Origin of the sequence: Streptomyces sp. JHA26 (assembly GCF_002005565.1) — a bacterium.
In the GTDB taxonomy this organism is placed as follows: Bacteria; Actinomycetota; Actinomycetes; order Streptomycetales; family Streptomycetaceae; genus Streptomyces.
The window spans coordinates 71,965-92,899 of sequence record NZ_BDJC01000015.1 but is presented as its reverse complement, the minus strand read 5'-3'; the positions used below and the strand labels follow the sequence as shown (position 1 = coordinate 92,899).

At 68.3% G+C, this 20,935-nt stretch carries 17 protein-coding genes; 8 read left to right on the top strand and 9 right to left on the bottom strand.

What is annotated here, in order from left to right; translation table 11 throughout:
* Positions 1-28: 28 nt before the first annotated feature.
* The gene (locus JHAT_RS12410; protein WP_077798169.1) at positions 29-2,419 is read right to left on the bottom strand and encodes a DUF6049 family protein; all 2,391 of its coding nucleotides are present in this window, start codon (positions 2,417-2,419) and stop codon (positions 29-31) included.
* Between the two features lie 227 nt (positions 2,420-2,646).
* Between JHAT_RS12410 and JHAT_RS12405 the strand changes: the two genes are divergently transcribed.
* Entirely contained in the window at positions 2,647-4,092 is a 1,446-nt protein-coding gene (locus JHAT_RS12405; RefSeq protein WP_077798168.1) for a CCA tRNA nucleotidyltransferase, read from the top strand.
* 103 nt (positions 4,093-4,195) lie between these two features.
* Here JHAT_RS12405 and JHAT_RS12400 read toward each other — a convergent pair whose 3' ends face one another.
* The 4 genes from JHAT_RS12400 to JHAT_RS12385 form a co-directional block, all read right to left on the bottom strand.
* Positions 4,196-4,720, bottom strand: coding sequence for a hypothetical protein (locus JHAT_RS12400; protein WP_077798167.1), 525 nt, complete (start codon positions 4,718-4,720; stop codon positions 4,196-4,198).
* A gap of 121 nt (positions 4,721-4,841) precedes the next feature.
* Positions 4,842-6,104, bottom strand: a complete 1,263-nt coding sequence (locus JHAT_RS12395; RefSeq protein ID WP_077798166.1) for an MFS transporter — start codon at positions 6,102-6,104, stop codon at positions 4,842-4,844.
* Between the two features lie 77 nt (positions 6,105-6,181).
* Positions 6,182-7,264, bottom strand: coding sequence for an inositol-3-phosphate synthase (locus JHAT_RS12390; RefSeq protein WP_077798165.1), 1,083 nt, complete (start codon positions 7,262-7,264; stop codon positions 6,182-6,184).
* Positions 7,265-7,308: 44 nt separating this feature from the next.
* Positions 7,309-7,986, bottom strand: coding sequence for a PadR family transcriptional regulator (locus JHAT_RS12385; protein WP_077798164.1), 678 nt, complete (start codon positions 7,984-7,986; stop codon positions 7,309-7,311).
* Between the two features lie 352 nt (positions 7,987-8,338).
* Between JHAT_RS12385 and JHAT_RS12380 the strand changes: the two genes are divergently transcribed.
* Positions 8,339-11,041, top strand: coding sequence for a transglycosylase domain-containing protein (locus JHAT_RS12380; RefSeq protein WP_171990856.1), 2,703 nt, complete (start codon positions 8,339-8,341; stop codon positions 11,039-11,041).
* A gap of 121 nt (positions 11,042-11,162) precedes the next feature.
* Positions 11,163-12,671 (top strand): glycosyltransferase family 87 protein, encoded by a 1,509-nt coding sequence (locus tag JHAT_RS12375; protein WP_077798163.1) that lies wholly within the window; start codon positions 11,163-11,165, stop codon positions 12,669-12,671.
* A 127-nt stretch (positions 12,672-12,798) separates the two neighbouring features.
* On the opposite strand, the gene JHAT_RS12370 is transcribed toward JHAT_RS12375, so the two are convergent.
* From JHAT_RS12370 to JHAT_RS12360, 3 genes are all read right to left on the bottom strand, one after another.
* Positions 12,799-13,830 (bottom strand): alanine racemase, encoded by a 1,032-nt coding sequence (locus JHAT_RS12370; protein ID WP_077798162.1) that lies wholly within the window; start codon positions 13,828-13,830, stop codon positions 12,799-12,801.
* Positions 13,831-13,934: 104 nt separating this feature from the next.
* Complete coding sequence (gene femX, locus JHAT_RS12365; RefSeq protein ID WP_077798161.1) at positions 13,935-15,056, bottom strand: peptidoglycan bridge formation glycyltransferase FemX; 1,122 nt, start codon at positions 15,054-15,056, stop codon at positions 13,935-13,937.
* 137 nt (positions 15,057-15,193) lie between these two features.
* On the bottom strand, positions 15,194-15,523 hold the full coding sequence (locus JHAT_RS12360; protein ID WP_077798160.1) for a hypothetical protein: 330 nt from the start codon (positions 15,521-15,523) through the stop codon (positions 15,194-15,196).
* Between the two features lie 278 nt (positions 15,524-15,801).
* Between JHAT_RS12360 and rpsF the strand changes: the two genes are divergently transcribed.
* The 4 genes from rpsF to rplI all read left to right on the top strand — a co-directional run bounded on the left by rpsF (position 15,802) and on the right by rplI (position 17,495).
* Positions 15,802-16,092 (top strand): 30S ribosomal protein S6, encoded by a 291-nt coding sequence (rpsF, locus tag JHAT_RS12355; protein WP_077798159.1) that lies wholly within the window; start codon positions 15,802-15,804, stop codon positions 16,090-16,092.
* Between the two features lie 78 nt (positions 16,093-16,170).
* Positions 16,171-16,752: a single-stranded DNA-binding protein gene (locus JHAT_RS12350; RefSeq protein WP_077798158.1), complete on the top strand. Its 582-nt coding sequence runs from the start codon at positions 16,171-16,173 to the stop codon at positions 16,750-16,752.
* Between the two features lie 23 nt (positions 16,753-16,775).
* The gene (gene rpsR, locus JHAT_RS12345) at positions 16,776-17,030 is read left to right on the top strand and encodes a 30S ribosomal protein S18 (protein ID WP_077798211.1); all 255 of its coding nucleotides are present in this window, start codon (positions 16,776-16,778) and stop codon (positions 17,028-17,030) included.
* Positions 17,031-17,048: 18 nt separating this feature from the next.
* Positions 17,049-17,495 carry a 50S ribosomal protein L9 gene (rplI, locus tag JHAT_RS12340; protein ID WP_077798157.1) on the top strand — a complete coding sequence of 149 codons (447 nt, stop codon included), beginning with the start codon at positions 17,049-17,051 and terminating at the stop codon, positions 17,493-17,495.
* Between the two features lie 135 nt (positions 17,496-17,630).
* Here rplI and JHAT_RS12335 read toward each other — a convergent pair whose 3' ends face one another.
* Positions 17,631-18,968 carry an MATE family efflux transporter gene (locus JHAT_RS12335; RefSeq protein WP_077798156.1) on the bottom strand — a complete coding sequence of 446 codons (1,338 nt, stop codon included), beginning with the start codon at positions 18,966-18,968 and terminating at the stop codon, positions 17,631-17,633.
* 459 nt (positions 18,969-19,427) lie between these two features.
* On the opposite strand from JHAT_RS12335, the gene dnaB reads away from it, so the two are divergent.
* Positions 19,428-20,909 (top strand): replicative DNA helicase, encoded by a 1,482-nt coding sequence (dnaB, locus tag JHAT_RS12330; protein WP_077798155.1) that lies wholly within the window; start codon positions 19,428-19,430, stop codon positions 20,907-20,909.
* Positions 20,910-20,935 lie beyond the last annotated feature (26 nt).

Sequence of the window (20,935 nt, the reverse complement as noted above, 5' to 3'; positions counted from 1 at the left end):
CGTCCCGGGCCGACCGGCCACGACATCCTCAACGGTCCACTCTCTCACCCGTGCCGGACGGGTCACCGTTTTCCGTCGCGGTGTCCGGTGCCGGGTCACTCGGCTGCTCCGGGGCATCTGCCCGGGAGCGTGTCCCGGACTCCTTGGGACGCGCCTCGGGGTCATCGGGGCTCTGGGTGCTTTCCTCGTCGCTCCCGGCTTCCCGGTCCTCACCGGGATCGCTCTTGTCGGCCGCACGGGCGGCGGCCCGCTTGCGCTGGGTGTACATACGGAAGCCGGCGAGGACGAGGAGCAGGACGCCGCCGCCGATGACCAGCATCACCGTGGCCGTGATCTCGGTGACTTTCACGTCGAACGTGACGGCCTTGCCGTACGGCCGTCCGTCCATGGTGTACAGCTGGGCGATCACCGTGGCCCGGCCGTTGGCATTGGCGGACGTGGTGAACTTCACCGACTGACTGTGGCCACCGGAGACGGAAACCGGCTGCTCCTGGTAGGCCGCGCCGTCGATCTCGAGACGTGTCGGATTCGTCGAGGTGAGCCGCAGCACCAGGGGGCCGACGTCCTGCACCAGGTTGTTCTGCACCGTCACGGGAATCGTGGCACTACGGCCGGACAGCTTCGTCTCCGACTTGTCGATCAGCCTGACCCGGCCGGTCAGCCCGTCGAGGTACGACCTCACACCGGTGCGGAACGACTCCGCCTCCGCGGCCCGGCCCCGCCAGGACGCGGACATCTCCCGGTTCAGGGATCGGCCGAAGGGCGTCACCACCCGGGACGGGTCCGACAGGACGACCTTGAAGTTGTCGAGCTTGCCCTGTGTCTGCGCGATCTGCGTGAACGCCGATCGGGGCAGCTCCTTCTTGCGCAGCGCCGAGGGGTAGGAGGAGGAGCCCGGCACCTTGGTGGTGGCGTCGGGGTCGGGCTTGGCCGCGGCGGCCTCCGCCAGCTTCTGGGACTCGGACCAGGTGCCGTCCTGGAGTGCTCTCAGCGCCTCGGCCATCGCACGGGCCTGGCTGCCGGAGGGCATGCGCTGAGGGGCGACGACGATGCTGCGCTGCTTGCCTGTCTGAAGGTTCAGAGCCAGGCTCTGGGCGAGGAACCGCTGCACCGCGAGCGTGGACGCGGACGCCTTCACGAGGTCGCCCTCGAACGCCGTGGACAGCCGGGCGTCCGCGACGACGGCGGTGGTCCCGCCGCCGATGGGACGCGCGGCCGAAGGGGTGTACGGCAGGCCGCTGGTCTCCCGGAGGCTGTCGCTGCGGGCGATCACCTTGTCGGCGCCCGCCGAGGTGGCGACCTTGACGATCGACCGGTCGACCGCGCCCTCCACGGGCCAGGCGAAGTCCGTGCTCGGTTTCACGTGGAGGATCGGCGGGACCGTGTTGCCGACGACGTCCGTGGCTTCCTTCAACTGACTCAGCGACCCGGCGATGTCCGTGCCGTTGTGGGCGAGGGAGGCCAGGTCGGGATCGGCGAAGGGCAGGGCGACGACTTCCTTGTCGGCCACCGCCTCCTGCAGGTCGGCGAGCCACTGCTTGGCGACGTCCTGGTGGGTGCCGCGAACGGTGTCGTCCCCGCTGCGGACCTGGTAGCTGCCCGTCATCGCGTCGACGGAGGCGAGCAGATCGGGGTCGACCACCCAGGTGACGTCGAGGTCCTTGCCCAGCGCGACCATCTGGTTCAGGCGACCTCCGGGAGAGATCTCCTTGGCCAGATCCTCGTTGAGGAAGACCGGAGTCTGTTCTTCGTTCGGGCCCGTCTCGGCGGCCATGTGGGTGGTGGAGACGAGGGGCCAGAGGTACGTCGTCTTCGTCTTCGGGCGGGCCGCGTCGGGCTTCCAGGGCAGGAAGGTGCGCTGGATGCCGAGGATCCGCTCCCACGGCTGCGTGGAGGTCTGCCCGGAGAGCGAGACGGCGAACTCGTAGACGCCGTCATCGCCGAGGTCCAGCTCGTCGGCCGGGACGGAGATGTTGAAGTGCTCGGCGACACCGGGGGCGAGCGCGGAGAACTTCGCCGTGTACTTGTCGTCGATCTCCGGAGGGATGGATCCCGACAGGTCGGTGCCGTCCTCGGCGATCGCGTCGACGGACGAGCGGGTGTTGACCTCGGGTCCCACACGCAGTCCGACATGGGCCTTGGTGACCGTCTGTTTGCCGTTGTTGGTCACGGTGCCGGACACGGTCACCGTGTCCCCCTCGGTCGGGGCGGACGGGGTGAGCGAGTCGACGGCGACGGCCACCGTGCCGGGGTCCGAGTCGGCCTTGGCGATCGCCGTTCCGCCGGCGTAAGCGGAACCGGCGGGCAGCTGGACCAGGCCGGCCAGCAGAGGCGCACCGGCGAGCAGTGCCGCGGTGTGCCGAAGCCACCGGCGGGCAGGTGAGGGACTGGTCCCCTGGAAGTCTGCCGCCTCGGCCACGCGCTCGCCCGTCCCTCGTCGTGTCAGTGGTCGTCGGAATGTGCGTCCACGCATGGTAACGATGCGCGTCGAGGGGAAGTGCCGCGGAGTGCGCCCCGAGATCCGCCGCGCAGCGGGCTGTCCCGTATGTGCCTCTATAGAGAGGAGTGCTCCGGCAAGGGGAGAGGTCCGGTGCGCGGACAAAGGGAGGAGACCGGCTTCGTCCGGGCCACGTACCCTGTTCTGTTGTGCCGAACGCCAACGAAGTCAATCCCAGTGCCATGAGTCAGGCGCAGCCTCGCGCGGTGAGCGAACTGCTGCGGGTAGCGCCTGTCGCCGACGACCTCGCCCGCCGTTTCCAGGAGGCCGGGTTCTCTCTCGCCCTGGTCGGTGGCTCGGTCCGGGACGCGTTGCTCGGCAGGCTCGGCAACGACCTGGACTTCACGACCGATGCCCGCCCGCAGGACGTGCTGAAGATCGTGCGGCCGTGGGCGGACGCCGTCTGGGAGGTCGGGATCGCGTTCGGCACGGTCGGGGCGCAGAAGGACGGTTACCAGATCGAGGTGACCACCTACCGGTCGGAGGCGTACGACCGCACGTCGCGCAAGCCGGAGGTGTCGTACGGGGACTCCATCGAGGAGGATCTCGTCCGGCGGGACTTCACCGTGAACGCCATGGCCGTCGCGCTCCCGGAGAAGGAGTTCATCGACCCGCACGGCGGACTCGACGACCTCGCGGCCCGTGTGCTGCGCACTCCCGGCACTCCGGAGGATTCGTTCTCCGACGACCCGCTCCGGATGATGCGGGCCGCGCGCTTCGCCGCCCAGCTCGACTTCTCGGTGGCTCCCGAGGTCGTCACGGCCATGAAGGACATGGCCGGACGGATCGAGATCGTCTCCGCCGAGCGGGTCCGGGACGAGCTGAACAAACTCATCCTCTCCGCTCACCCGCGCAAGGGGCTGACGCTGCTCGTGGACACCGGCCTCGCCGAGCATGTCCTGCCCGAGCTGCCCGCTCTGCGTCTGGAGCGGGACGAGCACCACCGGCACAAGGACGTCTACGACCACACGCTCATCGTCCTGGAGCAGGCGATGGCCCTGGAGACCGAGGGCCCCGATCTGGTTCTCCGGCTGGCCGCCCTGCTGCACGACATCGGCAAGCCGCGCACGCGCCGGTTCGAGAAGGACGGTCGGGTCTCGTTCCACCACCACGAAGTGGTCGGGGCCAAGATGACGAAGAAGCGCATGGCCGCGCTCAAGTACTCCAACGACCTGGTGAAGGACGTCTCGCGCCTGGTCGAGCTGCACCTGCGCTTCCACGGATACGGCACGGGCGAGTGGACGGACTCGGCGGTCCGCCGCTACGTCCGGGACGCCGGCCCGCTGCTCGACCGTCTCCACAAGCTGACACGCTCGGACTGCACGACCCGCAACAAGCGCAAGGCTGCCGCTCTCTCGCGGGCGTACGACGGCCTGGAGGAGCGGATCGCGAAGCTCCAGGAGCAGGAGGAACTGGACGCCATCCGCCCGGACCTGGACGGCAACCAGGTCATGGAGATCCTGGGTGTGAAGCCGGGGCCTGTTGTCGGTCAGGCGTACAAGTACCTGCTGGAGCTTCGGCTGGAGAACGGGCCGATGGGTCACGACGCCGCGGTGGCGGCACTCAAGACGTGGTGGGCCGACCGGGAGGCATGAGCCGTGGGACCGGGTCGTGTTTCACGTGAAACACGACCCGGGCAGACGAAGGGGCGGTGTTTCACGTGAAACACCGCCCCTTGCGGCATATGAGGCGTCCGCCTTACTTCTTGTAGTCCTTCAGGCAGAGCAGGAAGTCCTTGCCGTCGCCGCTCTCGGTGTAGACGTACTGGAAGTCCTTGGCCTCGGCCGCACACTTGCTCTGGGCCATCGTGTCGGTGAGGAACGAACCCTCGACCTTCGCCAGCACCTCGTACTGGGCCTTCGCGTCCGAGCAGTCGACGACCTCGAGGTCCGGGTCGTTGTCGTCGGTGCTGCCGCGGTGCATGCAGTCGCCGACCGACGCCGTGTTGGCGTCGTCGCGGCTGGCTATGTAGCCGCCGACGACCGCGCCGAGGACGGCCACGACGATGACGATGTTCTTGATCAGCTTGAAGCTGACCTTGCGCTGCGGCTGCTGCGGGGGGACCGGAGCGTACGGGACACCCTGCTGGGGGAAGCCGGGCTGGCCGGGCTGCTGAGGGAAGCCCGGCTGGCCCTGCGCGTAGGGGTTCTGCCCCTGGGGCTGCTGCGGGGCCTGCGGCTGGCCCTGCGCGAACGGGTTGCCCTGGGGCGGCGGAGTAGTCACTGGGGGTCCCCCTAGATATGGGTGCATGACGCGTGCATGGCGCGAATGAGACGCACGTAAGTTACCGGCCCCCACCGACATCTCTGTAACCCAGTGGGGCTCTGTGTCACTGATGTGACACTTACTGGCTGCCAAAACGGACCATAGTGAGGGCAACTGCTCCATAGACGGCGGCGACGGTGACGACCAGCGGTACCGACCGGCCGTCCGGTGGCAGCATCAGCGCCGCCACCGCTGCGGCGGCGACGAAGGCCATGTTGAAGAGCACGTCGTAGACGGAGAAGATCCGGCCACGGAAGGCGTCGTCGACCGAGGACTGCACGATCGTGTCGGTCGCGATCTTCGAGCTCTGGGTCACGATCCCCAGGACGAACGCCGCGGCGAGCAGGGGCACGGTGGCGAACGGCAGTCCGAGGGCAGGGACCAGAACCGCGGCGGCGCCCGCGCACACGGCCATCCAGCGGCCGGGACCGAAGCGCCCGGCCGCCCAGGGCGTGATCACCGCCGCGGCGAAGAAACCGGCGCCGGAGACCCCCAGGGCCAGCCCCAGCAGCGCGAGCCCCTTGTCCGCCTCCGACGTCAGGGCGTACCGGCACAGCATCAACAGGAGGACGAGCAGGGCGCCGTAGCAGAAGCGCATCAGCGTCATGGCGGCGAGCGCCCAGGCGGCGCCCCGGCGTTCCGGCGCGAGGAGATGGCGTACTCCGGCCACCAGGTCCCGGGCCGTGTCCGCGAGCGCCGACGCGAGACGCGGCCGGGCCGGTGTGCGGTCGGGGCCCAGTGATCCCACCGCCATGCGCAGCGATGCCAGCGCGCCGCACAGGTACAGGACCGCCCCGAGCAGCACCACGGCGGCGTCGGAGTCCGCGACCACGAGGCGCACGACGAAGGCCAGACCGCCACCGGCCGTCGCCGCCAGGGTGCCCGCCGTCGGGGAGACGGAGTTCGCGACCACCAGACGCTCCGCGTCGACCACGCGCGGCAGCGCGGCGGACAGGCCCGCGAGGACGAAACGGTTGACGGCGGTGACGCACAGGGCGGAGACGTAGAAGAGCCAGTCCGGGACGGAGGCGACCATCAGCACCGCGGTCACGGAGGCGAGCAGGGCGCGCAGCAGGTTGCCGTACAGAAAGACCTGGCGGCGGCGCCAGCGGTCCAGCAGGACGCCGGCGAAGGGCCCCACCAGCGAGTACGGGAGCAGCAGGACCGCCATCGCGGAGGCGATCGCGGCGGCCGAGGTCTGCTTCTCCGGCGAGAAGACCACGTAGGTGGCGAGCGCGATCTGGTAGACGCCGTCGGCGCCCTGGGAGAGCAGACGTACGGCGAGCAGGCGCCGGAACCCCTTCAGGCGCAGCAGGACGCGCAGGTCACGGACGACGGCCATGGGGCACAGCCTCACATACGCGAAGGTCCCCGGGTCGTGCGACCCAGGGACCTTCAGCGGACTTCAGTCGGGCGTGCTCAGCGCTCGACCTCGCCCTTGATGAACTTCTCGACGTTCTCGCGGGCCTCGTCGTCGAAGTACTGGACCGGCGGGGACTTCATGAAGTAGCTCGACGCCGACAGGACGGGGCCGCCGATGCCGCGGTCCTTGGCGATCTTCGCGGCGCGCAGGGCGTCGATGATGACGCCGGCCGAGTTCGGGGAGTCCCAGACCTCGAGCTTGTACTCCAGGTTCAGCGGGACGTCGCCGAACGCACGGCCCTCGAGGCGGACGTAGGCCCACTTGCGGTCGTCCAGCCAGGCCACGTAGTCGGACGGGCCGATGTGGACGTTCTTCTCGCCGAGGTCCCGGTCGGGGATCTGGGAGGTGACGGCCTGCGTCTTGGAGATCTTCTTGGACTCGAGGCGGTCGCGCTCGAGCATGTTCTTGAAGTCCATGTTGCCGCCGACGTTCAGCTGCATGGTGCGGTCCAGGATGACACCGCGGTCCTCGAACAGCTTCGCCATGACGCGGTGCGTGATGGTGGCGCCGACCTGCGACTTGATGTCGTCACCGACGATCGGGACACCGGCCTCGGTGAACTTGTCCGCCCACTCCTTGGTGCCGGCGATGAAGACCGGGAGGGCGTTGACGAAGGCGACCTTGGCGTCGATGGCGCACTGGGCGTAGAACTTCGCCGCGTCCTCGGAGCCGACGGGCAGGTAGCAGACGAGGACGTCGACCTGCTTGTCCTTGAGGACCTGGACGACGTCGACCGGGGCCTCGGTGGACTCCTCGATGGTCTCGCGGTAGTACTTGCCGAGACCGTCGAGGGTGTGGCCGCGCTGGACCTGGACGCCGCTGTTCGGCACGTCGCAGATCTTGATGGTGTTGTTCTCGGAGGCGCCGATGGCGTCCGCGAGGTCGAGGCCGACCTTCTTGGCGTCCACGTCGAAGGCGGCGACGAACTCGATGTCACGGACGTGGTAGTCGCCGAACTGGACGTGCATCAGGCCCGGGACCTTGGCCGCCGGATCGGCGTCCTTGTAGTACTCGACGCCCTGCACCAGCGATGCGGCGCAGTTGCCCACGCCGACGATGGCTACGCGAACCGAACCCATTCCGGTTGCTCCCTGTGTGTACGAGTGAGGCCCTGACTGGGCTCTCACGTGGCGGTGTCGCCGGGCGTATCCGGCCGGGGCTCGTCCCCGGGCCGGGGCAGGCCGCCCGTCGTTCCAGATGTCGTGTCCTGTCGAGCGGTCCCCTCGGCGGCGGAACCCCGCAGGTCCCGCCCCGCCCGCTCGCTCTCGATGAGCTCGTTCAACCAGCGCACTTCGCGCTCCACGGACTCCATTCCGTGGCGCTGGAGCTCGAGCGTGTAGTCGTCGAGGCGTTCCCGGGTGCGGGCCAGGGAGGCCCGCATCTTCTCCAGGCGCTCCTCCAGCCGGCTGCGTCGGCCCTCGAGCACGCGCATGCGCACGTCACGCGACGTCTGCCCGAAGAACGCGAAGCGAGCGGCGAAGGTCTCGTCCTCGTACGCGTCGGGTCCGGTCTGTGAGAGGAGCTGCTCGAAGTGATCCTTACCGTCGGCCGTCAACCGGTAGACGATCTTGGCGCGACGCCCGGTGAGGGAGGCGGCGGCCTCGCCGACGTTCCCCGGTTCCTCGATCAACCAGCCGTTGGCGACCAGCGTCTTGAGGCAGGGGTACAGCGTCCCGTAGCTGAACGCACGGAACACACCGAGTGACGTGTTGAGCCGCTTGCGCAGCTCGTAGCCGTGCATCGGGGATTCGCGGAGCAGGCCGAGTACGGCGAACTCGAGGATTCCGGAACGCCGGCTCATCGTCGCCTCCTCTCGTCCTTATGCCGCGTTGATGTATCGACTCGATACATCACGACGATAGAACGACCTTCCGTGTGCGACAAGAGGTGCATGGGTGAACGGGATCACATCAGCGATTCCCCGTGAGCAAGTTGCCTGATTTGAGGTGAACTTCGAGACTCGGGGGTTTCGGCGATGCGTAGTCTGTGCGCCATGCAGACTGCCGGGAACCGAGTGACGCGTGGGGGCGTCCTCGTCCCCGGTGCAGTACGGGTGAATGCGGTAGGGGCCGCATCCGTACTTCGGGGGGACCTGAAACCAGCCGCCTTTTCCAGGCGCGCAAAGGTGCGCCTGCCCGAGGAGTAGTCGTTCGATGAGCGAGCACCGTCGCAAACCGCCGCAGCCGCAGGGAGGCGGACGTGCCGCGGCCCGACGCGGTCAGTCCGGCTCGTCCTCCGGCCGCCGTGCGGCACCGCGAGGCGCCACAGGGTCTCCGTCCGGCTCGTACGGTCCGGAGGACGAGGAGCGCCCCTACGGGGGGCGTGCCGAAGCCCGGCGCGCGGCACAACGGAGTGGAGGCGGTCGTCGCAGAGCGGCCGAGCCGGCCCGTGGCGGTCGGCGGGCGGGTGGCGCCGCGAGCGGTCCCGGGCGAGGCCGAGTGGTGGCTTCCGGCAAGAAGCGGCTGATCGACTACCCGCGGTGCGACCGGGACGGATGGCGACGCTGGGTGCCCTCCTGGAAGCTCGTCTCGGGTCTCTGCATCACCTTCTTCGGCGGCCTGGTGGCCGCCGTCGGCATCGCGTACGCCATGGTCGGCATCCCCGACATCGCCAAGACGGCGACCGCGCAGAACAACGTGTACTACTGGTCCGACGGCGAGGTGATGGTCGCCACGGGTGGTGAGCGCAACCGTCAGGTGATCAAACTCCCCCAGATCCCCAAGGCGATGCAGAACGCCGTCATCTCCCAGGAGAACAAAACCTTCTACTCCGACAGCGGCATCGACCCCATGGGCATCGCCCGCGCCGTGTTCAACATGGCCCGGGGCGGCGAGACGCAGGGTGGCTCGACCATCACCCAGCAGTACGTCAAGAACGCGATGCTGGAGGACCAGTCGCAGACGATCTCCCGCAAGGCCAAGGAGATCCTCGTCTCGGTCAAGGTGGGTACCGAGGTCGACAAGGACAAGATCCTCGAGGGTTACCTGAACTCCGCGTACTACGGCCGCGGGGCCTACGGCATCCAGGCCGCGGCGCGGGCGTACTTCAACAAGGACGCCGAGAAGCTCAACCCGGGCGAGTGCGCCCTCCTCTCGGCCGTTCTCAAGGGCGCCACCTACTACGACCCCGCGGGTGCCACGTCGATCGACCCGGCTGCCACCCCGGCGGACAACAAGAGGCGCGCGCTCCGCCAGATGCAGGACACGCTCGACAAGATGGTCGAGTACGGGCACTTGGACCAGGCGGAGCGGGCCAAGTACACCGAGCTCCCCACGGTGCAGAACCCGCGGTCGAACACCCAGTTGGGCGGCCAGATCGGTTACCTCGTCGATCTCGCCAAGGCGTCCCTGATCAAGGACGGCATCGCGACACAGGACCAGCTGGACCAGGGGGGGTACGAGATCCACACGACCTTCGACAAGAAGAAGGTCCAAGAGCTCGAAGCCTCGGTCACGAAGGTCTACAAGGCGAACATCAAGCCCGAGAAACGTCCCAAGACCGACACCCACGTCCAGTTCGGCGGGGCGTCCGTGAACCCTGAGACGGGTGCCATCGAAGCCATCTACGGCGGTGCCGACGCGACCAAGCACTTCACCAACAACGCCGATGTGACCGGTGCCCAGGTCGGTTCGACGTTCAAGCCGTTCGTGCTCGCGGCGGCGATGAAGTGGGGCGTGCGCGATCCCGACGGCCCCGAGGACCAGCCCCAGGACGCGCGCACCGTGGTCTCCCCGAAGAGTCTCTACAGCGGCCAGAACAACCTCAAGATCAAGAATTACGACGGGTCGGTCTGGACGAACGAGGAGGGCGAGCAGTGGCGGCAGGAGAACGACGGCAAGGACTCGGTCGGTGATCCGCCGGACTACAAGATCGACCTGCGCGAGGCCATGCGGGAGTCGGTGAACTCCGCCTACGTGCAACTCGGCATGGACGTCGGTCTGGACAAGGTGAAGGAGGCCGCAGTGGACGCGGGCCTCCTGGAGAGCAGCCTGGCGGGCACCAGCTACCCGTCGTTCTCCATCGGCGTCTCGGATCCCAGTGCGATCCGCATGGCGAGCTCGTACGCCACCTTCGCGGCCAGCGGCAAGCAGCGTGATCCCTTCTCCGTCACGAAGGTGGTGCGCGAGGGCAGGACGATCCACACGCACAAGGACCAGGAACCCGACCAGGCATTCACCGCGAAGGTCGCGGACAACGTCACGGACGTCCTGAAGACCGTCGTCGAGGACGGCACGGGTTCCAACGCCAAGCTGCCGGGACGCGAGGTGGCGGGCAAGACCGGTACCACGGACGGCAACAAGTCCGCCTGGTTCGTCGGGTACACCCCGCAGTTGTCGACCGCGATCAGCATGTTCCGCTACCCGGACGACGAGTCCATCAAGAACCGTAGGTTCCTGGAGATGTACGGCACGGGCAACCAGGACAAGATCCACGGTGCGTCGTTCCCGTCGGAGATCTGGCACGACTACATGGAGCAGGCCCTGAAGGGCGAGCCGGCGAAGAAGTTCCCGAAGCCGGAACCCATCGGGGAGGTCCTCAACGACACCCCGCCGCCGAGCCCGTCTCCCACACCTTCCCGGACGGAGGAGTCGAGCCCGTCACCGAGTCCAACGCCCAGCCAGACCTCGACCAGTCCGTCGCCCACACCGACCGAGACCTGCGGTGTCTTCGACTGGGAGTGCAACAACGGGGACAACAACGGCAACGAGGGCGGCGACAATGACACCGTCGGCGGTGACGGCAGTCCGTCGCCCTCGCCCTCGGACAGCGCGACGGACGACGAGGGTGACGGCAACGGCAACGGGAACGGCAACGGAAACGGGCCAGGAGGCACCATCTGGGGTTCGAGCGGGTAGTCACCCGCATGCCCGGCGTGCGTGTTTCACGTGAAACACCCGCTTGTTTCACGTGAAACAGGGGCCGCCGCACCCGTCAGGGCGCGGCGGCCCCGCCGCGTTTCCGGGCGCGTACGGCAGGATGTGCCCCATGCCCAGTGCAGAATCGACGCCAGCGCGCGTGCACGAACCGGAGCGGGTACCGCCGACCAGGGAGGACGCGGTCGCAGCGGCAGGCAGCGAGCTGATCGGCGGTCCCCTCGGCCGTCGTGCCCTGCTCGGGACCTCCTGGTGGACCCCGGTGCGGGTGATCGCGCTCGTGGCGATCGGCGTGTTCGTGCTCGGCCTGGTCCAGAAGGCGCCCTGTTACAACGGGGCGTGGTTCTTCGGCGCCAGCTCCCAGTACACGCATGCCTGCTACTCGGACATCCCGCACCTCTATCAGGGCCGTGGGTTCGTCGACGGGCTCGTGCCCTACTTCGACAAGCTCCCCGGCGACATGGAGTACCTCGAGTACCCGGTGCTGACCGGTGTGTTCATGGAGGTGGCGTCCTGGCTCACCCCGGGAAGCGGCACCATCCAGGACCAGGAGCAGTGGTACTGGATGGTGAATGCCGGGATGCTCATGGTGTGCGCGGTCGTCATCACCGTCTGCGTCACCCGTGTGCACACCCGGCGCCCCTGGGACGGCCTGCTGGTCGCGCTGGCGCCGGCCTTCGCGTTGACCGCGACCGTCAACTGGGACCTGCTGGCGGTCGCCCTGACGGCCGCGGCGATCCTGATGTGGTCGCGGGGGCGTGCGCTCGCCTTCGGTGTGCTGCTGGGGCTGGCCACGGCCGCCAAACTCTACCCCTTCCTCATCCTCGGCCCGTTGCTCCTGCTGTGCTGGCGTGCGGGCACGTGGCGGGAGTTCGGCAAGGCGCTGGGGGGCGCGGTCGGCGCCTGGCTCGTGGTGAACCTGCCGGTGATGCTCTTCGCCTTCGACGGCTGGTCGAAGTTCTACACGTTCAGCCAGGAACGCGGCGTCGACTTCGGGTCCTTCTGGCTGATCATCGTCCAGAACTCCGACGCGCCGCCCAGCACCGAGACCGTCAACACGCTCGCGATGCTCCTGATGCTGCTGTGCTGCGGTGCCATCGCGGCGCTCACGCTGACCGCCCCGCGACGTCCGCGGTTCGTCCAGCTCGCCTTCCTCATCGTCGCGGCGTTCATCCTCACCAACAAGGTCTACTCGCCGCAATACGTCCTCTGGCTGGTGCCGCTGGCCGTACTGGCCCGGCCGAAGTGGCGGGACTTCCTGATCTGGCAGGTGTGCGAGGTGACCTACTTCCTGGGCATCTGGATGTACCTCGCCTACACCACCAGCGGAGACGCCCACAAGGGCCTGCCCACGGACGGCTATCACTGGGCCATCGGCGTTCACCTGCTGGGCACGCTGTACCTGTGTGTCATGGTCGTCCGCGACATCCTCATGCCGGACCGTGACCCGGTCCGGCGGACCGGCGACGACGACCCCTCGGGCGGTGTGCTCGACGGCGCCGAGGACGTCTTCGTCCTCGGTCCCGCCGCTCGTCCCACGCTCCACGCGGCCCGTCTCGAAGGACCCCGGGTGGAATGGGGTGTCGGTCGGCAGCCCGGCGGTTCGCTCTGAGCGAACCGGCACCGGCGGGCACACCGCGGACGGCCCTCCGGGCGCCGGACCGCGGAAAGGGCCGTACACGGGCAACCGTGTACGGCCCTTTCGCCGGTTCCGGGGCCGTCGGCCGCGGACGTGAACCTCAGCGGTCGACGATGCGGTCGAACTGCGTGGTGGTGTGCCGCAGATGTGCCACCAGCTCGTCACCGACCTTCGGCTCCGGCGCGTCGGAGGGCACGAACAGGATCGACACCTGCATGTGCGGAGGTTCCGCGAACCAACGCTGCTTGCCGCCCCAGACGAACGGCGACAGGTTCCGGTTGACCGTGGCCAGGCCCGCCCGGGCGACGCCCTTGGCGCGCGGCATGACACCGTGCAGCGCCTTCGGCGCCTCCAGGCCCACGCCGTGGGAGGTACCGCCCGCCACGACCACCAGGAAACCGTCGGAGGCCGCCTTCTGCTGCCGGTAGCCGAAGCGCTCCCCCTTGGCCACGCGGGTGACGTCCAGCACGGCGCCGCGGTACTCGGTGGCCTCGTGGTCCCCCAGCCACAGCCGCGTCCCGATGCGCGCGCGGAACCGGGTCTGCGGGAACTGCTGCTGGAGGCGGGCGAGTTCGTCAGCCTTGAGGTGGCTGACGAACATCGTGTGCAGCGGCAGACGGGCCGCACGCAGCCGGTCCATCCACCCGATGACCTCCTCGACGGCGTCCGAGCCGTCGGCGCGGTCCAGCGGCAGATGGATGGCGAAGCCTTCCAGCCGGACGTTCTCTATGGCGGCGTGCAGCTGCGGCAGGTCCTGCTCGCCGATGCCGTGCCGCTTCATCGAGGACATCACCTCGATGACCACGCGCGCGCCCACCAGGCCGTACACGCCGTCGATGGAGGACACGGAGCGCACGACCCGGTCGGGCAGCGGCACCGGCTCCTCGCCGCGCCGGTACGGCGTCAACACCAGCAGGTCACCGCCGAAGAAGTCCTTGATCCGAGCGGCCTCGTACGTCGTGCCCACGGCGAGGATGTCGGAACCCAGGCGCGTGGCCTCCTCCGCCAGCCGCTCGTGTCCGAAGCCGTAGCCGTTGCCCTTGCAGACCGGGACCAGCCCGGGGAACTGCTCCTGCACGTGCTTGTGGTGCGCCCGCCAGCGCGCGGTGTCGACGTAGAGCGTGAGCGCCATGGCCGGACCTGGAACCTTTCTCGTGGCTGCGGTGTGTCAGAGGTGGGGAAACTCGTCGGAGCCGGGGAAGCCCTCCCCGACGCTACTGGAGCGGGGGACGTGGGTCAGCGGCGCGACATGTAGATGTCGAGCGCCTTGTGCAGCAGTTTGTTCAGCGGGAAGTCCCACTCCCCGAGGTACTCGGCCGCCTGCCCGCCCGTGCCGACCTTGAACTGGATCAGACCGAAGAGGTGGTCGCTCTCGTCCAGGGAGTCGGAGATGCCGCGCAGGTCGTAGACGGTGGCCCCGAGGGCGTAGGCGTCGCGCAGCATCGCCCACTGCATCGCGTTCGAGGGCCGGACCTCGCGGCCGATGTTGTCGGAGGCGCCGTAGGAGTACCAGACGTGCCCGCCGACGACCAGCATCGTCGCCGCCGACAGGTTCACCCCGTTGTGCCGGGCGAAGTACAGGCGCATGCGGTTGGGGTCCTCGTTGTTGAGGGCCGCCCACATGCGCTGGAAGTACGACAGCGGCCGCGGCCGGAAGTGGTCGCGCACGGCGGTGATCTCGTACAGGCGCTGCCACTCCTCGAGGTCGTGGTAGCCGCCCTGGACGACCTCGACGCCGGCCTTCTCGGCCTTCTTGATGTTGCGGCGCCACAGCTGGTTGAAGTTCTTGTGGACCTCCTCCAGGGACCGGTTGGCCAGCGGTACCTGGAAGACGTAGCGGGGCTGCACGTCACCGAAGCCGGCGCCGCCGTCCTCGCCCTGCTGCCAGCCCATGCGGCGCAGCTTGTCGGCCACCTCGAAGGCGCGCGGCTCGATGTGGTCGGCCTCTATGTCGCGCAGCCGCTTGACGTCGGGGTCCTGGATGCCCTTCTTGATCGACGCGGCGTCCCAGCGCCGGATGATCACCGGCGGGCCCATCTTCACCGAGAAGGCGCCCTGCTGCTTCAGGTGCGCCAGCATGGGCTCGATCCAGTCCTGGAGGTTCGGCGCGAACCAGTTGATGACCGGGCCCTCGGGGAGGTAGGCGAGGTAACGCTTGATCTTGGGCAGCTGCCGGTACAGCACGAGGCCCACACCGACCAGGTGACCGGTCCGGTCGTCGAACCATCCGAGGTTCTCCGAGCGCCATTCCGCTTTGACGTCCGCCCAGGCCGGCACCTGCATGTGACTCGCCGCCGGCAGGCTCTGGATGAATGCCAGATGCTGCTCGCGGCTGATGGTCCTCAGGGTCAGGCTCATTCGGGGCGCTCCTCGGGCTGGTGTGTCCCCATGGGTTCAGGGGCTCCGGCTCTCGCGCGAAGCCTACTGCGCCCCGTGAGCGCCCCGTCCGGCGTACGGGGGACCGCGCCGTCCCGAGGGCCGGCGCGGTCCGTGGGTCAGCCGCCGACGAATCCACCGAAGGTGCTGAACAGCCCGCCGTGGGCCATGCCGAAGTAGAGGCCGATCGCGGAGGCTCCTATACCCAGCACCAGGCCGAAGCGCTCACGCGTCGTCTCGGAGATGAACTGGCCGTATCCACCGATCAGGACACCGATCAGTCCGGCCCAGGACGCCAGGAGGTGGAGTCCTGGAAAGCCCGCGGTCACGAGGGAGATCACTCCGAGCACCAGGGTCACGGCCATCAGCGTGTCCTGGAGCGGGTGCGGTTTGCCATCGGTGGCCAGCAGGCCGGTCCTGGGTTTGGCGGGTCGCATGATCTGTGCCATGGGGAAACCTCCAGCCGAAGGCAGTCTGTCTTCGCCCTGCGCGTCCGTTGTGTACAGATTGCGTCCCCCTGCGGCCTGATTTCAACCGCAAGCCGACGGCCGGGTACTCTGTACCTTCTGCACTGGTGTCTGCTGTCGGCCCGGCCGGGTCACCTCCTCGGAGGAGGCCCGATTGTCAGTGGGTCCTGCTTTACTCGCTGATGCCGGTGCACAACGCATCGCAACCCTCCTGCCACGGAACGACCGTGGCCGCTGAGTCCAAAGGAGGTGGGTTCCACATGCGTCACTACGAGGTGATGGTCATCCTCGACCCCGATCTCGAGGAGCGCGCTGTCTCCCCGCTGATCGAGAACTTCCTCTCTGTCGTCCGTGACGGCGGCGGAAAGGTCGAGAAGGTCGACACCTGGGGCCGTCGTCGTCTCTCGTACGAGATCAAGAAGAAGCCCGAGGGCATCTACTCGGTCATCGACCTGCAGGCCGAGCCTGCGGTCGTCAAGGAGCTCGACCGCCAGATGAACCTGAACGAGTCGGTCCTCCGGACCAAGGTCCTCCGTCCCGAGATGCACTGAGCGATTTCGCTCAGTCGAATCCCGGGATTCGAGTAGCAGCACAAGCAGCCAGCAGCAAACCCGCCGAGAGGTTCCCCCATGGCAGGCGAGACCGTCATCACGGTCGTCGGCAATCTTGTCGACGACCCCGAGCTGCGCTTCACCCCGTCCGGTGCGGCCGTCGCGAAGTTCCGTGTCGCGTCGACCCCCCGCACCTTCGACCGCCAGACGAACGAGTGGAAGGACGGCGAGAGCCTCTTCCTGACCTGCTCGGTCTGGCGTCAGGCGGCGGAGAACGTCGCCGAGTCGCTCCAGCGAGGCATGCGCGTCATCGTGCAGGGCCGGCTGAAGCAGCGGTCCTACGAGGACCGTGAGGGCGTCAAGCGCACGGTCTACGAGCTGGACGTCGACGAGGTCGGTGCCAGCCTGCGCAACGCCACGGCCAAGGTCACCAAGACCTCCGGCCAGGGCCGCGGCGGTCAGGGCGGTTACGGCGGCGGTGGCGGCCAGGGTGGCGGCGGCTGGGGCGGCGGCCCCGGCGGCGGCCAGCAGGGCGGCGGCGCTCCCGCCGACGACCCGTGGGCCACGGGCGCTCCCGCCGGTGGCAACCAGGGCGGCGGCGGTGGCTGGGGCGGTGGCTCCGGCAGCGGCGGCGGCTACTCGGACGAGCCCCCCTTCTAGGCGGGCTCCACCCACACTTCTTGATCACACAGGAGAAACATCATGCTAAGCCGCCTGTGCGCAAGCCGAAGAAGAAGGTCTGCGCATTCTGCAAGGACAAGGTCACGTACGTGGACTACAAGGACACGAACATGCTGCGGAAGTTCATTTCCGACCGCGGCAAGATCCGTGCCCGTCGCGTGACCGGCAACTGCACGCAGCACCAGCGTGACGTCGCCACGGCCGTCAAGAACAGCCGTGAGATGGCGCTGCTGCCCTACACGTCCACCGCGCGATAAGGGAAGGGTGACCGACTCATGAAGATCATCCTCACCCACGAGGTCTCCGGCCTCGGCGCCGCGGGCGACGTCGTCGACGTCAAGGACGGCTACGCTCGCAACTACCTGATCCCGCGGAAGTTCGCTATCCGCTGGACCAAGGGTGGCGAGAAGGACGTCGAGCAGATCCGTCGTGCTCGCAAGATCCACGAGATCCAGACCATCGAGCAGGCCAACCAGGTGAAGGCCCAGCTGGAAGGTGTGAAGGTCCGTCTGGCCGTCCGCTCCGGCGACGCTGGTCGTCTCTTCGGTTCCGTCACCCCGGCCGACGTCGCCTCGGCGATCAAGGCTGCCGGTGGCCCCGAGGTCGACAAGCGCCGCATCGAACTGGGCTCGCCGATCAAGACCCTGGGCGCCCACGAGACGTCCGTGCGTCTGCACCCCGAGGTTGCCGCCACGGTCAACATCGAGGTTGTTTCCGCCTGAGCCTGGCTCTCGCTGAAGCGATGAGATGGGGCCGCACTCCCGGTCGGGGGTGCGGCCCCATTGTCGTGTGGGGCGGGGCGCCGGGCTGGTCGAGGCCGGGGATTGCCGTGGACCAGCGTGTTTCACGTGGAACGGTCAACGTGTCGCGCCGGTGACGATCCAGTGGCCCGAGCGCGTGCGCCACCACAGCGTCAGCATGCGCATCGTCATCATCAACGTCATGGCCCCCCACAGTGCGGTGAGCCCACCGCCGAGCGTCGGGACGAGAAGCGCGGCGGGAGTGAAGACCGCCAGGGTGAGCAGCATCGCCCAGGCGAGGTACGGACCGTCTCCCGCGCCCATCAGAACGCCGTCCAGGACGAAGACCACACCGCAGATCGGCTGGGAGAGGGCCACGATCACCAGAGCGGGCAGTGCGGCGTCCTTGACGGAGGAGTCACCGGTGAACAAGGGCAAGAACGCCGGCCGGGTCAGCACCACGAGCAGACCCAGGAGGATCCCGACCGCGATGCCCCACTCGACCATCCTGCGACAGGCGTCCCGGGCGCCCTGGGTGTCACCGGCTCCCAGGTAGCGCCCGATGATGGCCTGCCCGGCGATGGCGATCGCGTCGAGGGCGAAGGCGAGCAGGCTCCACAAGGACAGGATGATCTGGTGGGCCGCGATGTCGGCGTCCCCGAGCCGAGCCGCCACGGCCGTGGCGATCATGAGGATCGCCCGCAGAGAGAGAGTGCGTACGAGCAACGGCACGCCGGCCTGGGCGGAGGCCCTGATGCCGACGGCGTCCGGACGCAGGGACGCGCCGTGTCTGCGTGCCCCGCGGACGACCACCCCGAGGTACACCGCGGCCATGCCGAGCTGGGCGACGACGGTTCCCCAGGCGGAGCCCGCGATGCCGAGGCCGGCGCCGTAGACGAGCCCGAGGTTGAGAACGCCGTTGGCGACGAATCCCGCGACGGCCACGTAGAGCGGGGTCCGGGTGTCCTGCAGGCCTCGCAGGACACCGGTCGAGGCGAGCACGACGAGCATGGCCGGAATGCCGAGCGAGGAGATCCGCAGATAGGTGACGGCGTACGGGGCGGCGGTGTCGGAGGCGCCGAAGAGGTCCACCAGTGACGGAGCCGTGGGCAGGACGACGGCTATGACAGCGGCGCCGAGCAGCAGTGCCAGCCAGATGCCGTCCATGCCCTGTCGGATGGCGGACTGCAGATCGCCCGCCCCGACGCGCCGGGCGACGGCCGCCGTGGTGGCGTAGGCGAGGAAGACGAAGACGCTGACGGCTGTGGTCAGCAGGGCCGAGGCGATGCCGAGTCCGGCGAGTTGTGCGGTACCGAGATGGCCGACGATGGCGCTGTCGGCCATGACGAAGAGGGGTTCGGCGACGAGCGCCCCGAAGGCTGGGACGGCCAGCGCGACGATCTCTCGGTCGTGCCGGCGTCGGACGGTGCGGGAGCGCGCGGGGGCCTGTGTCATGAGCACCAATCTAATCGTCCACAGGTAAGGGATGCAATGCGTGAGAAACCCTTACTCGTCCTCGCGTCCGGTGTGCTCTTGTGCACGGTTCGAAGTGATCTTGACTCGATGGGGAAAGTTTTTCTTCTGCACAGCCCGTGGATGGCGAAATCGCAGGTCACGTGCGTGCTCATGACTGCAGAGAGGGCTTGTTCACAGGGCTGTCCACCGAGTCGTGCACAGCTTTCGAGGAGTTGTCCACAGCATCTGGCCAGTCGTCCACACGGCCTGTGGATAACCAGATTGGCTGTCGGTGTCCGCGGGCCTACGGTGGTCCGGCGCCTGCTCCGTCCGACGGTCGGTGAACCCTCACAAAACCGACGCGTCAGAACCGGAGTCGGGCGTCTTATGTGTCAGTGCCGTGCCGTAGGAATGTGGAGCACGGCGAGGTCCGCGCGGCGGACGGGAGGAGGTGGCTCGGTGAGCATTTCCGAGCCCTTGGACGACCCGTGGGCCGACAGCGGTCCCAGTGATCGTCTGCCCGCTTCCCGGCGTCGTGGTGACAGCGCCGGAAGCCGTGACGACCAGCACGAGCGCGGCCGGGACAGCGGCGCGTGGGACGGCGCCGGACCGTCCGCGTTCGAGCGGGTACCGCCGCAGGACCTGGAGGCCGAGCAGTCCGTCCTCGGCGGCATGCTGCTGTCCAAGGACGCCATCGCGGACGTCGTCGAGATCCTCAAGGGCCACGACTTCTACAAGCCGGCCCACGAGACGATCTACCAGGCGATCCTCGACATCTACGCCAAGGGGGAGCCGGCCGACCCCATCACGATCGCCGCCGAGCTCACCAAGCGCGGTGAGATCAACAAGGTCGGCGGCGCCTCGTATCTGCACACGCTCGTCCAGACCGTGCCCACGGCCGCGAACGCCGCCTACTACGCGGAGATCGTGCACGAGCGTGCCGTCCTGCGCCGCCTGGTGGAGGCCGGCACGCGGATCACGCAGATGGGATACGCGGCCGACGACGACGTGGACGAGATCGTCAACCGTGCCCAGGCCGAGATCTACGCCGTCACCGAGCAGCGCACCAGCGAGGACTACCTGCCGCTCGGCGACATCATGGAGGGCGCGCTCGACGAGATCGAGGCGATCGGGTCGCGCAGCGGCGAGATGACCGGCGTGCCCACCGGATTCACCGACTTCGACTCGCTCACCAACGGTCTGCACCCGGGCCAGATGATCGTCATCGCCGCGCGTCCCGCCATGGGAAAGTCGACGCTTGCGCTGGACTTCGCGCGGGCGGCCTCGATCAAGAACAATCTGCCGAGCGTCATCTTCTCGCTCGAAATGGGGCGCAACGAGATCGCGATGCGCCTGCTGTCCGCCGAGGCCCGTGTCGCGCTGCACCACATGCGGTCGGGCACGATGACGGACGACGACTGGACGCGTCTGGCCCGCCGGATGCCGGACGTCTCGGCCGCGCCGCTCTACATCGACGACTCCCCGAATCTGTCGATGATGGAGATCCGCGCCAAGTGCCGCCGGCTCAAGCAGCGCAACGATCTCAAGCTGGTGGTCATCGACTATCTCCAGCTGATGCAGTCCGGCGGGTCCAAGCGCGCCGAGAGCCGTCAGCAGGAGGTCTCGGACATGTCCCGTAACCTCAAGCTCCTCGCCAAGGAGCTGGAGATCCCCGTCATCGCGCTCTCCCAGCTGAACCGTGGTCCCGAGCAGCGCACCGACAAGAAGCCGATGGTGTCCGACCTGCGTGAGTCCGGCTCCATCGAGCAGGACGCCGACATGGTGATCCTGCTGCACCGTGAGGACGCCTACGAGAAGGAGTCGCCGCGCGCGGGCGAGGCCGACCTGATCGTGGCCAAGCACCGAAACGGTCCGACGGCGACCATCACGGTCGCCTTCCAGGGCCACTACTCGCGGTTCGTGGACATGGCGCAGATCTGACCTTCCGGCCAGGGCGGGCAGGCGTG

Bases quoted from the DNA above. Each gene is read 5' to 3' on its own strand.
- JHAT_RS12395 (WP_077798166.1), bottom strand. From the start codon at position 6,104: ATGGCCGTCGTCCGTGACCTGCGCGTCCTGCTGCGCCTGAAGGGGTTC.
- JHAT_RS12390 (WP_077798165.1), bottom strand. From the start codon at position 7,264: ATGGGTTCGGTTCGCGTAGCCATCGTCGGCGTGGGCAACTGCGCCGCA.
- JHAT_RS12385 (WP_077798164.1), bottom strand. From the start codon at position 7,986: ATGAGCCGGCGTTCCGGAATCCTCGAGTTCGCCGTACTCGGCCTGCTC.
- JHAT_RS12380 (WP_171990856.1), top strand. From the start codon at position 8,339: ATGAGCGAGCACCGTCGCAAACCGCCGCAGCCGCAGGGAGGCGGACGT.
- JHAT_RS12375 (WP_077798163.1), top strand. From the start codon at position 11,163: ATGTGCCCCATGCCCAGTGCAGAATCGACGCCAGCGCGCGTGCACGAA.
- JHAT_RS12370 (WP_077798162.1), bottom strand. From the start codon at position 13,830: ATGGCGCTCACGCTCTACGTCGACACCGCGCGCTGGCGGGCGCACCAC.
- femX (WP_077798161.1), bottom strand. From the start codon at position 15,056: ATGAGCCTGACCCTGAGGACCATCAGCCGCGAGCAGCATCTGGCATTC.
- JHAT_RS12360 (WP_077798160.1), bottom strand. From the start codon at position 15,523: ATGGCACAGATCATGCGACCCGCCAAACCCAGGACCGGCCTGCTGGCC.
- rpsF (WP_077798159.1), top strand. From the start codon at position 15,802: ATGCGTCACTACGAGGTGATGGTCATCCTCGACCCCGATCTCGAGGAG.
- JHAT_RS12350 (WP_077798158.1), top strand. From the start codon at position 16,171: ATGGCAGGCGAGACCGTCATCACGGTCGTCGGCAATCTTGTCGACGAC.
- rplI (WP_077798157.1), top strand. From the start codon at position 17,049: ATGAAGATCATCCTCACCCACGAGGTCTCCGGCCTCGGCGCCGCGGGC.
- JHAT_RS12335 (WP_077798156.1), bottom strand. From the start codon at position 18,968: ATGACACAGGCCCCCGCGCGCTCCCGCACCGTCCGACGCCGGCACGAC.